The 15,816-nt window shown below is 62.3% G+C and carries 9 protein-coding genes and 2 pseudogenes; 6 read left to right on the top strand and 5 right to left on the bottom strand.

Annotated features, from left to right (window positions below; genetic code table 11):
* Positions 1–256: 256 nt before the first annotated feature.
* From Q8L83_RS00740 to Q8L83_RS00765, 6 genes are all read left to right on the top strand, one after another.
* Positions 257–2,188 carry a type II toxin-antitoxin system HipA family toxin gene (locus Q8L83_RS00740; RefSeq protein WP_305284196.1) on the top strand — a complete coding sequence of 644 codons (1,932 nt, stop codon included), beginning with the start codon at positions 257–259 and terminating at the stop codon, positions 2,186–2,188.
* On the top strand, positions 2,127–5,462 hold the full coding sequence (locus Q8L83_RS00745; protein WP_305284197.1) for a helicase-related protein: 3,336 nt from the start codon (positions 2,127–2,129) through the stop codon (positions 5,460–5,462). The genes Q8L83_RS00740 and Q8L83_RS00745 overlap by 62 nt, the downstream gene beginning before the upstream one ends.
* Positions 5,459–6,166, top strand: a complete 708-nt coding sequence (locus Q8L83_RS00750; protein ID WP_305284198.1) for a DUF4391 domain-containing protein — start codon at positions 5,459–5,461, stop codon at positions 6,164–6,166. Before Q8L83_RS00745 ends, Q8L83_RS00750 begins: the two co-directional genes overlap by 4 nt.
* Before the next feature lie 10 nt (positions 6,167–6,176).
* Positions 6,177–8,114: a site-specific DNA-methyltransferase gene (locus Q8L83_RS00755; RefSeq protein WP_305284199.1), complete on the top strand. Its 1,938-nt coding sequence runs from the start codon at positions 6,177–6,179 to the stop codon at positions 8,112–8,114.
* Between the two features lie 10 nt (positions 8,115–8,124).
* Positions 8,125–11,163, top strand: a complete 3,039-nt coding sequence (locus tag Q8L83_RS00760; RefSeq protein WP_305284200.1) for a type III restriction-modification system endonuclease — start codon at positions 8,125–8,127, stop codon at positions 11,161–11,163.
* A 160-nt stretch (positions 11,164–11,323) separates the two neighbouring features.
* Complete coding sequence (locus Q8L83_RS00765; protein ID WP_370868328.1) at positions 11,324–12,391, top strand: LysR family transcriptional regulator; 1,068 nt, start codon at positions 11,324–11,326, stop codon at positions 12,389–12,391.
* Here Q8L83_RS00765 and Q8L83_RS18595 read toward each other — a convergent pair.
* The 5 genes and pseudogenes from Q8L83_RS18595 to Q8L83_RS00790 all read right to left on the bottom strand — a co-directional run.
* Positions 12,337–12,483, bottom strand: a pseudogene (locus Q8L83_RS18595) (DUF2274 domain-containing protein); the annotation flags it as partial. The gene Q8L83_RS00765 and the pseudogene Q8L83_RS18595 sit on opposite strands and share 55 nt — an antisense overlap.
* Positions 12,484–12,485: 2 nt before the next feature.
* Positions 12,486–13,667, bottom strand: coding sequence for a TrbI/VirB10 family protein (locus Q8L83_RS00775; RefSeq protein ID WP_370868331.1), 1,182 nt, complete (start codon positions 13,665–13,667; stop codon positions 12,486–12,488).
* 65 nt (positions 13,668–13,732) lie between these two features.
* Positions 13,733–14,734: a P-type conjugative transfer protein TrbG gene (gene trbG, locus Q8L83_RS00780; RefSeq protein WP_305284203.1), complete on the bottom strand. Its 1,002-nt coding sequence runs from the start codon at positions 14,732–14,734 to the stop codon at positions 13,733–13,735.
* Positions 14,734–15,417 carry a conjugal transfer protein TrbF gene (gene trbF / locus Q8L83_RS00785; protein WP_370868329.1) on the bottom strand — a complete coding sequence of 228 codons (684 nt, stop codon included), beginning with the start codon at positions 15,415–15,417 and terminating at the stop codon, positions 14,734–14,736. The genes trbG and trbF overlap by 1 nt, the downstream gene beginning before the upstream one ends.
* A pseudogene (locus Q8L83_RS00790) lies at positions 15,417–15,816 on the bottom strand (P-type conjugative transfer protein TrbL); the annotation flags it as partial. The pseudogene Q8L83_RS00790 and the gene trbF, both read right to left, overlap by 1 nt.

The raw sequence follows: 15,816 nt of genomic DNA on the forward strand, positions 1-15,816 counted from the left end.
TGTGGACCGGCGTAGGGTCGGCGGCGGCCATGGCGTACAAATCGGCGGGATCGTATGCCGGCAATAGGCCAGTCGGCACACAACTGGGGTGCCGCCTGTGCGCCATGCATTGATCTGGAGTACACGACGCCGGTCTGCGTCGGCGCGCTCCAATGCTTGAGGCGTCTGGATTACGGCGCATCTCAGATGCGCGATAATTCTTGCAACACGACGCGAGGGATGGGATTAACGCGCATCTCAGATGCGAGAAAATCCTGTGGCGATCCATTTAGTCGGAGAGACAATCGACGCCAAGCGAGCCCATCAGCGCGCCCAGGCCGGTGAGCTGATACAGCTGGTTCGCGGCGTCTACGCCGATCATGAGGCGGACGCCGAGGGGACGATCCTGGGCCACGCGGTCCGGATCGCGCACTATCTTTATCCTAACGCCTATCTGTCATCCGCCAGCGCCGTCCTGCTTGCGCCCACGCCGGACGGGCGGCTGTTCCTTAGCGGGCGCCGCAATCAGCGCACGCGGCTGCGAACGCTCGAGATCGTCCAGAACGAAGCCCCAGCCCATCCTTCGACTGCGGCTGCGGTGATCGGCGACGAGCTTGGCGAGCTTCGTATCGACGTGTCCTCGCCCCGCCAGCGCTTTCTGGAAGCCTTCCGGCTGCGCAGCGAGCACGCCAGCGCGATCAGCGCGGACATGCGCATCCAGATGGCTGCGCGGCTGGTCGAGGAGCATGGCACGCCCCAGGCCGCGGCCGACGCCGTTTGGGCGCTGGCACGCGAGAATGAATGGTATCGCGAGGGGGAGGGCGCCGAGCGCTTCCTGCTGGCGCAGCCGGGCACGGCCAAAGCGCCGGTCAACAAAGCCGCGCTCGATCTCGTGGTCGCCTGGCACGGCGAGCCGCTCGGCCGGCTGACCCATGACGGGTTCGAGTGGCGCTGGAAGGCGCAGAGGCGCACCGGCCCTGTCCTGGTGCGCGAGACCACGCCGGGCAAGCTGCCGGCGTTCATCGAGTCGCTGTTGCCAGAAGGCTGGCTCGCCCAGGTCCTGCATGAGCGCGACGAACGCGAGGCGTTGCGGCGCGGACGGCGCTACTTGTCTAACATCACCATCGTGGAGAGCCGCGAGGAGCTGGCGGACTTGCCCGCCGACGTGCTCAATTCGAGGCTGGCCAGCTTTTGCGAAGAAGGCCGCTTCACGGGCGTTTACGCAGGACCCGCGCGCGGCGAAATCGAGGAGACGTTCGAGCAGAGCCTGGCGCATATGTTCGCGCGGGCCGAAACGCCGCGCCTGTCGGGTATCCAGATCAAGGCGCCGATGAGCCTTACTGCCGATGGCGGCCTCATTCCGGCCGTCGACCAGCCGTTCACCCACATTCTTAAACCCGCCGGGACGGCGGGGTTCGAGACGCTGCCGATCGTGGAATGGCTGTGTCTGGAACTCGGCCGATCGGCCGGTTTTGAGGTGCCTGATGCGGCTCTGATCGACATGCCGGACGGCATGTCGCCGGCGTTGCTGGTTGAGCGCTTCGACATTCGGCTCGGGCCGGAGGATCAGCGCCGCCTGGCGCTCGAGGATTTCTGCTCCATCCTCGATCTCCCGACCTCGGCGAAGTACGACGGCACGATCGAGCGCATGGCGCGGGGCCTGCGGCCGCTGTCGACCGATCCCGCCGCCGATCTCGACATCCTGTTCCGCCGCGCGGTCTTTGCCTGGCTGATCGCCGATGGCGACATGCACCTGAAGAACCTGGCCATGCTCAAGATCGCAGAGGCTGGCGCGAAGGGTTTTACGTCAGTCCGTTTTGCGCCTCTGTATGACGCCGTGACCACGCGCGTCTTTCCCGGTCTAAGCGGCGATCGCATGGCCCTCAAGCTGAACGGGAAGGATGACCGGCTGACGCGCCAGGACTTTTTGGGGTTGGCTCGCACTATGGGTCTAAGCGCGGGTGAGGCGGAAGACGCGATCATCGATTTAGCGGGGCGCGTCGCTGAGCGCGCCGAGGCGCTCGGGCTGCCGGCATTCGCGGCGGAGTCTCAGACAGCCCGAGACACGCAGGATAAGGTGATCGCGCTTGTCGCCAATCGCTGCGCCGCTCTAACTGCAGATGCAGACGGCGGGCCGCCTGATCGAGATGAGCATCGAACGCAAGACATCGAAGATCCGCGAAATCATTCCTTCAAGCAGCGAGGCTGAGATGAAAATCATCGACAACACTTCGCAGCTGCTGGGCGATGACCTCAAGAGCACCCTTGGTCGAGGTGGCCGGATCAAAATTGCGGCGTCATGCTTCTCAATCTATGCCTTCGAGGCCTTGAAGGCGGAGTTGTCGAAGGTCGAAAGCCTTCAGTTCATTTTCACGACCCCGACCTTCGTCCCAATGGAAGTGACGGACCGCCTTCGCAAGGAACGGCGCGAGTTTTTCATACCCAAGGCGACGCGTGAGCGAGGCCTGTACGGAACCGAGTTCGAGATACAGCTTCGTAACCAGCTGACACAGCGTGCCGTCGCGCGCGAATGCGCCGACTGGATACGAAAGAAGGCTCGCTTCCGGTCGAACACGACCAAGGCGCCGATGCAGCAGTTCATCCATGCGGGAGCGGACGCGGACGACGTCGCCTACATGCCTATCAGCGGGTTCACGGCCGTCGATCTCGGCTATCAGAAGGGCGACGCGGTTTCGAACTTCGTCACGCGCATCGACGATGCTGCGCACACCCAGGTCTATCTGCAGCTGTTCAATCAGATCTGGAACGATGAGGACAAGGTCGGCGACGTCACCGCCGCCATTTGCGACCACATCGAGTCCGTCTACCAGGAGAACTCACCCGAGCGGATTTACTTCCACATCCTCTACAACCTTTTCCAGGATTTCCTCGAAGAGGTCGATCAGGATGCGCTTCCGAACGACCTGACCGGCTATAAGGATAGCGTCGTCTGGAACAAGCTGTTCAACTACCAGCGGGATGCCACGACTGGTATCATCAACAAGCTGGAGATGCACAATGGATGCATTCTGGCGGATAGCGTCGGCCTCGGCAAAACTTTCACTGCGTTGGCGGTGATCAAATATTATGAGCTACGCAATCGTTCAGTTTTGGTCCTGTGCCCTAAGAAGCTCGCGGACAATTGGCGCAACTACAACACCAACCTGACCACGAACATCTTTGCCAAGGATCGCTTTAACTACGACGTCCTCAGCCATACCGATCTTTCTCGCACATCAGGGGAGTCATTCGGCATCCCGTTGAACCGCGTGAACTGGGGCAATTACGATCTCGTCGTGATCGACGAGTCACACAATTTCAGGAACAACGACGTCTTCAAGGATCGGGAGACGCGCTACCAGAAGCTGATGAACAAGGTCATCCGCTCCGGCGTGAAGACCAAGGTCCTGATGCTGTCGGCGACTCCGGTGAACAACCGCTTCAACGACCTGCGCAATCAGCTCGCGCTCGCCTACGAGGGAGACTCGGAAAATCTCAGCCGCAAGTTGAAAACGAAAACCGGGATCGAGGAGATTTTCAGGCGCGCCCAGAAGGCGTTCAATACCTGGTCGGATCTGCCGCCGCACGAACGAACTGCAGCCGCGATCCTGAAGGCCCTCGACTTCGATTTCTTCGAGATGCTCGATGCGGTGACGATCGCCCGGTCGCGCAAGCACATCGAGACCTTCTACGACACCAAGGACATAGGAAAATTCCCGCAGCGCCGAAAGCCGCTGTCGTACCAGTGCCCGATTACCCATCGCTCAGATGTGCTCGGCCTCAACGACATCTTCGGCAGCCTGTCGGTGCTCAAGCTCGCGGTCTACGCTCCGATCAGCTACATCCTGCCGAGCCGACTTCGGAAATACGAAGAAATCTACGACACCCAGGTGGAGGGCGGTCGTGGCAAGCTGCGCCAAGCTGACCGCGAGCGAAGCCTTCAGGCTCTGATGACCACCAACCTGCTCAAGCGGCTGGAAAGCTCTGTCGAAGCCTTCCGCCTCACCCTGCGGGCGCTGAGCGGCAACATCGCGCAAACCATCCAAGCAATCGACGCCTATGAACGTACTGGCGCTGCCGCGAGTGTAACCGACCATATTGGCGATCCAGGCTTCGATCCCGACGATGACGACCTGAGTGGGTTGGATGAGTTCACGGTCGGCAAGAAGATTCAGATCAGCTTGTCGGACATGGACCTTCCGTCGTGGAAGCATGACCTGGCCGCGGACCTTGCGCTCATCGACGACCTGATCGCCTCGATGGACAAGGTGGTTCCCGGGGACGATGCCAAGCTGCAGCATCTGAAGGATGTCATCACCCGCAAGGTCGCCGACCCGCTCAATCCTGGCAACCGTAAGGTGCTCATCTTCACCGCATTCGCGGACACCGCGAAGTACCTCTACACCAACCTGGCGGGAGCGTTTCTCCAGTCGCACGGCCTGCATTGCGGCATGGTCACGGGCTCGGACGCCCCGAAGAGCACGCTGAAGAAGAGCTACGACTTCCAGTCCCTTCTCACGCTATTTTCGCCGCGCGCGAAGGAGAAGCATCTGGTCCTGCCGCACGAGACGGGCGAGATCGACATCCTCATCGGGACGGACTGCATCTCCGAGGGCCAGAACCTTCAGGATTGCGACTATCTGATCAACTACGACATCCACTGGAACCCAGTGCGGATCATCCAGCGCTTCGGGCGCATCGACCGTATCGGGTCACCCAACGCCCAAATCCAGCTCGTCAACTACTGGCCGGAGATCTCGCTCGACGAGTACATCAATCTCAAAGAGCGTGTCGAAAACCGCATGATGATCGCCGACGTCACGGCGACCGGCGACGACAATGTGCTGACCGCCAAGAGCAGCGACATCGCCTACCGGAAGGAACAGCTCAAGCGGCTCCAGGAAGAGGTGATCGAGCTGGAGGACGTGCGGACAGGGATTTCCATCACTGACCTGGGCCTCAACGATTTCCGCATGGACCTTCTAAACCGCATCAAGGAGCACGGTGACCTCGATCATCTGCCCAACGGCATGCATGCGGTGGTGCCGGCGCAGCCGACGCTGGGCTTAGAGCCCGGTGTGATCTTCGCGCTGAAGAACATCCACGACAGCGTGAACATCAACCAGCAGAACCGGCTACACCCTTACTACCTCGTCTATGTCGGTCACGACGGTGGGGTGATCATCGACCACACTGAGGTGAAGCGCTTGCTCGATCTGATCCGCACGAGTTGCAAGGGTCAGGCGGAGCCGATCCCAGCCGTTTGCCAGCTGTTCAATGAACGGACGCAGGACGGTCGCAAGATGGAGCACTGCTCCGGACTTCTGAGCGCGGCGATCCGCTCGATGATCGCGGTGAAGGAAGAGAAGGATATCGACAGCCTGTTCAGCGGCGGGCGGACCACGGCACTGGTCCACACCATCGCCGGGCTCGACGATTTCGAGCTGATCGCCTTCCTCGTCGTCGAGGAGGGAGCCGCATGATCGAAGCCTTTTTCGAATATCCCAAGGCGACCGCCTTCGGCCGCGTTGTCCCTAAAAGTCGGGTCTATGAGCATGCCGGCGTCGGCACGGCCCTGCGGGACCTGTTCGTGGCCCAGGTCGATCAGATCGTCTGGAAGTACAAGCTGGCGCCGGAAACAACCAACCTCGCGGCGACGAAGGCCGTCAGCGAGATCCAGGTGTTCGGCGTTAGCCTGCGCACCGGGAAGCTCGACGACGAGGTGCTACGCGCGATTGACCGTGCGATCCCGTTCCCGTTGATCTTCGAGCTCAGCTGGTCGGGGAAGCGCAAGGCGGTGGCCGCATTGAAGCGGCCGAGCGACGCCGATGCCACCAAGTGGGTTGTCAGCGCCTATTTCGCGACGGATTGGACGCCCGACGATGCGACACGTCGGCCGCTACCGGTCGCGCTCAATCTGGGCGGGCTCTACGACGCCCTCCTCACGGCCCTGATGCCAAAGTCGGCTGCCGAAGGAGAGCAGTCGGTCGAGGACATCCAGGCGCGGGTGGCGCGGATGGAGGCGATCCGATCCAAGACGCGGGAGGTGGACCGGATCAAGGCCCGCCTTGCCCGCGAGAGGCAGTTCAACAAGCGCGTGGCGATCAATGCCGAACTGCGCGCTGCACGGCAGGAATTGGAGCGCCTTTCTGGCGCCGCTCCTGTCAGCGCCACGACGATTGAGTAAGGGATTGACGATGGACAAGCTGAAGATGCACAGCACTGACCTAAGCCAAGAGAACATCGGGAAGATCCGTGATCTTTTCCCAGGTTGCGTGACCGAAGCGCGCGACGAGGCCACGGGGCAGCTGCGTCTGACGGTGGATTTCGATCAACTTCGACAGGAGTTGAGCGGCCAGATTGTCGAAGGGCCGCAAGAGCGATATCGCCTCGACTGGCCGGGAAAGAGAGCAGCGCTGGCGCTTTCAAATGCGCCAGTTGCGATGGCCCTAAGACCCTCGGAGCAGGAAAGTGTCGCGTTCGAGTCAACGCGAAACTTGCTTGTGGAAGGTGATAACCTGGAGGCGCTGAAGCTTCTTCAAGAGACCTATCTAGGCGCGATAAAGCTTATTTATATCGACCCTCCTTATAATACCGGAAATGACTTTGTATACGAAGACGATTTCGCGGAAGACGCTGCTAGTTTTCTTGTGAAGTCGAACCAGGCGGGCGGAGCGGGAGCGCGCCTCGTTGCCAATCCGGATAGTAGCGGTCGTTTTCATTCCGACTGGCTAGACATGATCTACCCGCGAGTGCGTATCGCTCGAAAGCTGTTGGCGGATGATGGGGTCATTGTTGCGTCGATTGACGAGAACGAAATTTCTAATCTCCGCAAGGTGTTCGATGAAGTCTTCGGCAAGGACAACCTGCTGTTTCAGGTCACGCTTCTATGTAACCCCAAAGGGCGGTCTCAAGATAAGTATGTCGCCAACTGCCATGAGTATCTTGTTGGCTACTCTAAGCGCCCGATGCCAAAGGGTTCAGTGAATGTACCAAAAGACGGCGACGAGATCGCTGCAAACTATAAGCTGAAGGACAAGCGCGGTCGCTACCGTGAGTTAGAGCTGAGAAATACACATAGAGAATTTGGTAAGCACAACCGTAGGAATCTTTACTATCCGTTCTATGTGAGCGACAGCGGTGAGGTGTGTCTTGATCCCGGGCAAGGCCGTCAACCAGTGTATCCGGACTGGGATGATGGGTTCGAGGGCTGCTGGACTTGGGGTGTGGACAAGGCGCGAGCGCAACTGGACGAGGTGGTTGCGAGAGAGGTGAAGGGCGCGTGGAAGATATTCCGCAAGAACTACGCTGAGGGTGAGGACGGAGAAGCCACTAAACAAGTCAAGTCCATCTGGACCGACAAGATTTTCCACACCGAAAAAGGGCAGGCCGTATTCAACAATCTATTCGAGACTCGCGAGAAGATATTTCAATCGCCCAAGTCGGTTGACACTGTAAGAGAATTGCTCCGAATGGGAACGCGGAAAGATTCCGTGGTTCTCGATTTCTTTGCAGGTTCAGGCACAACTGGGCACGCGGTGATCGCGCAGAACGCAGAAGATGGCGGGAACCGTAAGTTCATTCTGGTTCAAATCGCAGAGCCTACGCCGGTTGGCTCCGAGGCTCTGAAGGCTGGTTTCCCGACGGTTGCCGAGATCACAAAGGAGCGCATCCGGCGCGCTGGGAAGAAGGTTCTTGAAGGCGAGTGTCACGCCGATTGGGGTCGTGACGTTGGCTTCCGAGTGCTCAAGATAGACACGTCAAACATGAAGGATGTCTACTACCGTCCCGATGAGGTGGGCCAGCAGGATCTACTTCATGCGGTCGATAATATTAAGCCGGATCGGACGGCGGAGGACCTTCTATTTCAGGTTCTAGTCGACTGGGGTGTGGACCTTACCCTTCCGATTACGCGCAACTCCGTGAAGGGCAAGACTGTGTTCTTCGTGGATGGGAACGCGCTTGTCGCCTGCTTCGAGACCGGGATCACCGAGGATCTCGTAAAGGACCTCGCCGGCCGCGAGCCGCTACGTGTCGTGTTCCGCGATAATGGTTTCGTGTCGGACGCCGTGAAAATCAATGTCGAGCAGGTCTTCCGCCAGCTGTCGCCCGGCACTGACGTCAAGTCGATCTGAGGGGGCGGCGATGAAGCTGAAATTTAAGGTCCAGCCCTATCAGACGCAGGCCGTGAATGCGGCCGTTGACTGCTTCGCCGGACAGCCGCTGTCGAGCGGGATCACCTATCGGATCGATCCGGGCCGGAAGGCGCAAACGAGCGCCTTCGAGGAGGGGTTCAAGAATGCCGATCTGGCGCTGACCGACCTTCAGGTACTGGCCAACATCAAGGACGTCCAGCGCCGCCAGAACCTGCCGATTTCCGACAAGCTTGTCGCCAGCGCCGGATGCAGGATCAACCTCGACATCGAGATGGAGACGGGGACCGGCAAGACCTATTGCTACATCAAGACGATCTTCGAGATGAACAAGCGCTACGGCTGGTCGAAGTTCATCATCATGGTGCCTTCGATCGCAATCCGGGAGGGCGTCCACAAATCGTTACAGATCACCGCAGACCACTTCACCGAAAGCTATGGCAAGAAGGCGCGCTTCTTCATCTACAATTCCAAGCGCCTGCACGAGCTCGAGAGCTTCTCGTCGGACGCCGGCATCAACGTGATGGTCATCAACATCCAGGCATTCGCGGCGCGCGGCGCCGACAACCGGCGCATTTACGAGGAGTTGGACGACTTCCAGTCACGCAAGCCCATCGACGTGATCGCCAGCAATCGGCCGATCCTGATCCTCGACGAGCCGCAGAAAATGGAAGGCGCAGCCACGATGGAAGCGCTGCCGAAGTTTAAGCCTCTGATGATCCTGCGCTACTCGGCGACCCACAAGACTCAGCACAACCGCATTCATCGGCTCGATGCCCTCGATGCCTATAACCAGAAACTCGTGAAGAAGATCGCCGTCAGAGGCATCCAGACGCGCGGGCTCGCCGGCACCAACGCGTATCTCTACCTCGAGGGGATCGAGATCTCGAAGAAGGCGCCCGTGGCGCGGCTCGAGATTGAGGTGAAGCTCGCGAGCGGCGAGATCAAGCGTCAGCTTAAGCGACTGGAGTTCCGGGACGACATGTTCGCGGAGTCCGGCGAGCTGGACCAGTATCGCGACGGCTTCACGATCTCCCAGATCGACGCGCGCAACGATACGGTCGAGTTCACCAACGGTCTGGTTCTACGCGCCGGGGAGGCGACCGGCGACGTGTCCGAGCGCGACATCCGCCGCATCCAGATCCGCGAGACGATCAAGGCGCATCTCGACAAGGAAAAGCAGCTCTTCGCACAAGGGATCAAAGTGCTGTCGCTGTTCTTCATCGACGAGGTCGTGAAGTACCGCGACTATGCGCAGGGCGATGAGAAGGGCGAGTATGCCCGCGTGTTCGAGGAAGAGTATGAGCTCCTCAAGGCGGAGTATCTTACTGAGTTGGCGATAGACAACGACGCCTATCGGAAGCACCTGGCCGGCATCGATGCGGCCAAGACGCACAACGGCTATTTCTCGATCGACAAGAAGACTAACCGGCTGAAGGACCCTGCCGTCGGCGCCCGGTCGGTCGATTCTGACGACGTCGACGCCTATGACCTGATCCTGAAGGACAAGGAACGGCTGCTGTCCTTCGCGGAGCCCACGCGGTTCATTTTCTCGCATTCCGCGCTTCGGGAAGGATGGGACAATCCCAACGTCTTCGTCATGTGCATGCTCAAGCACAGCGACAACACGGTTTCGCGACGCCAGGAAGTGGGCCGCGGACTTCGCTTGTCGGTCGATCAGAACGGCGATCGGATGGACAATCCCGCGGTCGTCCATGACATCAACGTCCTCACCGTCGTCGCCAGCGAGAGCTACAAGAACTTCGTGGCCGGGCTCCAGCGGGAGATCGCCGACACCCTGACGTCCCGACCCCGAAAAGCCACCGAGGCCTTCTTCACTGGCAAGACGATCACGACCGATGCCGGCGCCATCGAGATCACGCCAGCCATGGCGAAGCAGATCTACCGCTACTTGGTGAAGAACGACTATTCGGATGACGCGGATCAGATCGCCGACGCCTATCACCGGGCGAAGGAGGCCGGGACGCTCGCGGCTTTGCCTGACGAGCTGAAGGCGCATGCCGATCAGATCTTCCAGATCATCGAGAGTGTGTTCAGCGATGGGCAGCTGCCGAAGGTCGAGGACGGCCGCAAGCCGAAGACCAATCCGCTGAACGCGAATTTCGAGAAGAAGGAGTTCCAGGCGCTCTGGCGGCGTATCAACCAGAAGGCCGTCTATCGCGTCGAGTTCGATTCCGAAGAGTTGATCCGCAAATGCGTCAGCGCTCTTGATAGCCAGCTTCGCGTGACACCGCTTCAGTACACAGTCCAATCCGGGGTTCAGGGCGATGGGCTGACTGATGAGCAGCTTAAGGCGGGTGATGGTTTTGCCCTGACAGGATCGACGACTGAGCGCGGCGGGTCGGTCCATTCGCTCGTTAAGTACGACCTCCTCGGCAAGATCGCCGAAAATAGCGAGCTCACGCGCAAGACTGCAGCTGAGATTCTCACCGGCATCCAGGCGAGCGTGTTCGGACAGTTCAAGGAGAACCCCGAGCACTTCATCGCCGAAGCGTCGCGGATCATCGCCGAGCAGAAGGCCACAATGGTGATTGAGCGGCTGGCGTATGACGGGCTGGCCGAGCGCTACGACGTTGACATCTTTACCGCGAACCAGACCGGACAGGACTTCTCCAAGGCCTCAGCCAAGCTCAAGCGGCACGTCTACGACTACGTCGTCACCGACTCCGACATCGAACGAAAGTTTGCCGACGAGCTCGATACCGCCAGCGAGGTCGTGGTCTACGCCAAGCTGCCGCGCGGCTTCCTGATCCCGACTCCCGTCGGAGACTACAATCCCGACTGGGCCATCTCCTTTAAGGAAGGCAGCGTCCGGCACATCTACTTTGTAGCCGAGACGAAGGGTACGATGTCATCGATGAAGCTGCGGGAAATCGAAAACACCAAGATTGCATGCGCCCGGAAATTCTTTGATGAGATCGGTCGCCGCGTCTCTGATGATCGCGTGAGATATGATGTCGTGACGGACTATGCGAAGCTCATGGACATTGTCGGGCAAGCTGCTGCTTGATTTCGCGCGGCCGTTGTAAAGGTGATGCGCGGGCACCCGAATGTCCTGAGGTTCATCGACAAAGATATTCGGTGACTGTCACGGACCTGTAAGCATCTGGCTCTACCGTGCCGTGCAAAAAGCGGCCGTGGACACGCCATGATGATCGGAACTCTATGACATGAGGGCTGGCGTAAAACCCAGCCGCCGCCTCGGCCTGGATCTGGCCTCGGTTCGTCTGGTGCTTGCAATCGCTGAGCATCGTAGCCTTCGCCGTACCGCTACGGCGATCGGGATGAGCGAGGCAGCCTTGAGCCACCGACTCCGCGCGCTTGAAGATGCGCTCACCGTCTCGCTCTTTCACCGATCCTCGATTGGAGTTGAGCCGACGAAGGCCGGGGCAGCCTTCTTCGAAGAGGCTCGCGAGGCCCTACGGGTCCTCGATCTCGCGGTCATCAACGCCGCCGCGACCAGCCGCGGCGCGGCTGGCAAGCTGACGCTCGGCCTCACCACATCTTTGTCGACAGGCCGCTTGCGGACCGCCTTGAGCGGCTATGCCGAGGAGCATCCGGAAGTCGATCTCCAGTTCGTCGAGGGGGACAGATTTCGGATGGTGGAGGGGATCAGTTCGCGCGCGATCGACATTGCTGTCCTCCATGGCGCGCCGGACGACAAGCTGGGCGAGCCGCTGCTTCTTTGGCATGAGCGGTTGCATGTCCTCGTAGCGCAGGGTCACCCGCTGTCAGGCTGCTCTGAAGTGCAGTGGTCCGACCTTGAGGAGGAGACGCTTCTTGTGGCCGCCCAAAGCGTCGGTGCCGAGGCTGCAAAATTGCTCGCCGGTAGGATGGGCAGGCACGGTCGCAGACCGGCGACTCGCTCTCATTCGATCAGCCGCGAAACCGTATTGTCGATGGTGGGGATGGGCCTCGGCCTCACCCTGATGATCGAGTCTGCCCTTGGGAGCCTGCCGCAGGGCGTGGTGGCGATTCCCTTCGCTGGCGGCGACCAGGCGCTCGTCCCGCTCACCGCCTATCGCGACCCTAGCAATGACAACCCGCCACTGCGGCGCTTCTGGTCGTTTCTCAAGCGCGGCTACGTCGACCCGGCTCGGGTGGCGGAGGCGTGCGATACTGATCGCCGCGCTTTGGCGAAAGCTCGGTCGGAGGCCATGAACCGCGCCAGCATCGGCGCGACCAGCTTGGCCGGTTCGGTTGACGTGCCGGTTTCCCGCGCCAGCACCTCTGCATAGGCCGTCAGATCGCGATGCACAGCCGCGGGAAGTTCGATGGTCAGCCGGACGGGCCGGTCATCCGTGATCGCGCCCAGTTTCAGCGCCGCCATGGTCAACCTCCGTAGGGTTCGAGCACGAGATCGCGGGTGACGATGACCCGCACCGGAAATCCCGGCCGGATGGTGATCGTGGGCTGGATGTTGAGCGAACGGCCCACAATCTGACGGCCGGTCTGACTGATGCTGTCGGAGGCGCCCCGCCGGATCGCTTGCAGGAGGTCGCCCTCGTCCGACGATGAACCGGCTTCGGCGCCGATGCTCAGCAAGGTGGACAGCACGGCGCCGCGGAAGAGCTGGCCCCAGTGATTATCGACCTCGTCCTCAAGGCCGGCGTAACCGGAGGCGTCGGCGCCCGGTTGCCGTTCCAGAACGATCGAGCGCCCGTTGGGCAAGATCAGGAGGTTCCAGACGAGCAAGGCGCGCGATTGCCCGAACGCGACCTCGGCGTCGTACTGGCCGATGAGCCGCGCGCCCTGCGGGATGAGGAGAATGCGCCCGGTCGGGCTGTCGTAGACGTTCTCGGTCACCTGGGCGGTGATCTGTCCGGGAAGGTCGGAGCGAAGCCCGGTCACCATGGCGGCGGCGATCACCGCACCCGCCTGAACCGTATAGGGACTGAGCGGCGCCTGGAGCGCTTCGGCGCTCGCCGTCCGGCGGTCCGCGGCACCATTGAGGAACGCCAGACGCCGCTCTGCATCGCTCGCCGGCGCTGAGGGACCGGTGCCCGCTGCGGCGGCAACGCCACGCAGGATGCTATCAGGCGAACCCGACGCCGCGCCGGCGGCGGCCCCGCCGCCCTCGGCGGAAGTCTGCGTCTCGCTGGCGAACAGGCGACTGGCGCGGGCGGCTTCGCGTTCCTGAGCAAGCCGCTGGCGCTCCTGCGCCAATCGCTGCGCTTCGGGATCGGGCGCGGGCGCTGCTGGCGCCGGCGCGCCGGGGAGGGGCTCGGGCTGAACGCCCGCATTCAGCATGGGTCGGCCAAGATCCCCCGGGAGCGGCGGCCCCAGCGGCGGCGCTTGCCGCGGCAGCCCAGCATAGTCGGCGGGCAGGCGCGACAGGCCGTCGGCCGTGGAGCGATTGTCGGTGTTGTAGAGCTCGGCCTGGTCTGCGGGGCGACTGGACTGAAGCGCCCAGATCAGGCTGCCGCCAATGGCCAGCGCGGATACGCCGGCGAGGATGCCGAGCACCTTGCGCGACAGTCGAACGACCTTGGGCCGCTCGGGTCGCAGGCGCAGCTCCTCGGCGATTTCGTTTTCCGGGCGCGGCCGATCGGCCGGCGCGCCATCGGCATCGCCCGCCGTCACGACGCCGGCCTCCCGTCTATGCGCACGATCCGCACGCGCCGCTGGCGATCGGCGCCGAGACGAAGTTCCGCGCCGCCGAAGAGTCGGTCGACGACCATATAGCGGCCGCGAACGCGGTAGTTGACCAGCTCGGCTCCGCCTTGGGCGCCGATGATCCATAACGGGGGCATTTCGCCCTGGGCGATGCCGCTGGGAAACTCGATGAACACTTGGCGCCCGTCGTCGAAGGCCCGGACCGGCCGCCAGGCCGGATTGTCGCCCTCGATGCGGTAGCGGAAGTTGAGCGACTCCAGAGCATCCAGCGCACTGGTCGCTGCAGGCTGCGCCGCCCGCGCCTCGGCGTTCTGGCGGCGCAAGGCGATGAGTTCGTCCTGCGGATAGGACCAGGAGACGCTCGCCATATAGGTCCGTTCGGCCGCCCTCAGCTCGAGGTGATAGGTCCGACGGTCGGTGTTGATGACGAGATTGGTCTGCAGGTGCGCGCGGGTCGGCTTCACCAGAATGTGGATCCTCCGGTTCGCGCCGCTTCCGCTTTCGGTGTCGCCGATGATCCAGCGCACCGTGTCGCCGGCGGCCACGGGACCGGCGCCGACCAGTTGCTCGCCCGCTTGCAAGGCGATGTCGGTGACCTGACCCGGCGCGGTATAGACTTGGTAAAGCGCGCCGTCTGCATAGGGGTAGACCTGCACCGCATTGAAGTAGCCGGACCGACTGGGCTGGATGCGCGCGGCGCTGTTGGCGGCCTCGACGCGTGCTCGCGGGTCAGTTGGGTCGGGCGGCTGCGGTCGCGCCTCCGGGATGCGCTGCAGCTGGCCGGGAAGCGGCAGGGGCGTCGGTATTTCGACGATCTCGACCGCTTTGGGCGGCTCCGCTTCCAGGACCGCCGGCTGCGGGGTCGCCGCGGCGTCATAGGTGATGTCGGGCGGTGTCCAGGTGTGGGAGCAGGCGGCGACGGACACCGACGCGAGTAAAACGAGAGGGAGTGCGGTCAGTCGCATCAGCCGAGCTCCTTGGACCAGTTGAGGGCGTGGACGTAGACGCCGAGCGGGTTCTTACGCAGGCGCTCCACGTCCCGCGGCGTTTGGATGGTGATGGTTAGAATGGCCGTCCACCGCTCGGTGGCGGCCAGGGCGCCGTCGACATAGCGGCGTTCGACCCAGGCGACGCGGAAGCTGTCGGGCGAGGCCCGGATGACGCTGGAGACCTCGATTGAGACCTGTTCACGCCCGAGCTTGGCGAAAGGGTCGTTGACGCGGGCGTAGTCATTGAGGGCCAGCGCGCCTTGGTCGGTGGTGTAGTCGTAGGCGCGCAGCCAGTTCTGGCGCAGCACGATGGGATCGGCCGGGATCGCGCGCGTCTGCTCAATGAAGCGGGCTAGGTGCCAGGCGATCTGCGGATCGGTCGGCCGATAGTTGGCGTCGGCCGGTGCAACCACCTGCGCCTGACCGAGACGGTCGACCTGCACCACCCACGGCACCACGGTGCCCGAGGCGGCCTGCCAGACCACGGCGGCCGCAAGGCCGGCCGAGAGAAAGAGCGACCCAAACGCCATGAGGCGCCAGTTACGGGCTTGGACACGGGCCGAGCCGATCCGGTCATCCCAAGCCTGGGCCGCGCGCTGATACGGCGTTTCGGGTTCGGGTGTTCGGCCATAGCGCGTCGACGATCGTTTGAAGAGCATCACTCACCCTCTCGGACACTGACGGAAGATCCTGCGCCGCCGCCGTCGCCGGCCCGCACGGCGTGGACGGCGGTTTGGACGCTATGCGCCGCCGACTGCCGCTGCCGCATGGCCTTGGCCCAGGCGGGCTCGCTCGGCGCCGAACCGGCGTCATTGGCGGGGCTCGCGCCAGAGACCCTGCCGCCTAGGCCTTCGAAGGCGGCGCGTCCGCCGGCCTGATAGCGTTGGCCAAGGTCCGCGGCTGCCTTGCGCAGCGGCGACGCCGCAGCCGAGGCGCCCGCCTGTGCGACGCCTGAAAGACCGCCCGCGACGCTGCCGCCTTTGGCGGCGCTGCCCAGCTGGTAGGCGGTCGATGCGCCGCCGGCGACGCTTGCCCCGCCCCGCACGGCGGCCAGCGCC

Source organism: Phenylobacterium sp. (assembly GCF_030680185.1).
Classification (GTDB): Bacteria; Pseudomonadota; Alphaproteobacteria; order Caulobacterales; family Caulobacteraceae; genus Phenylobacterium.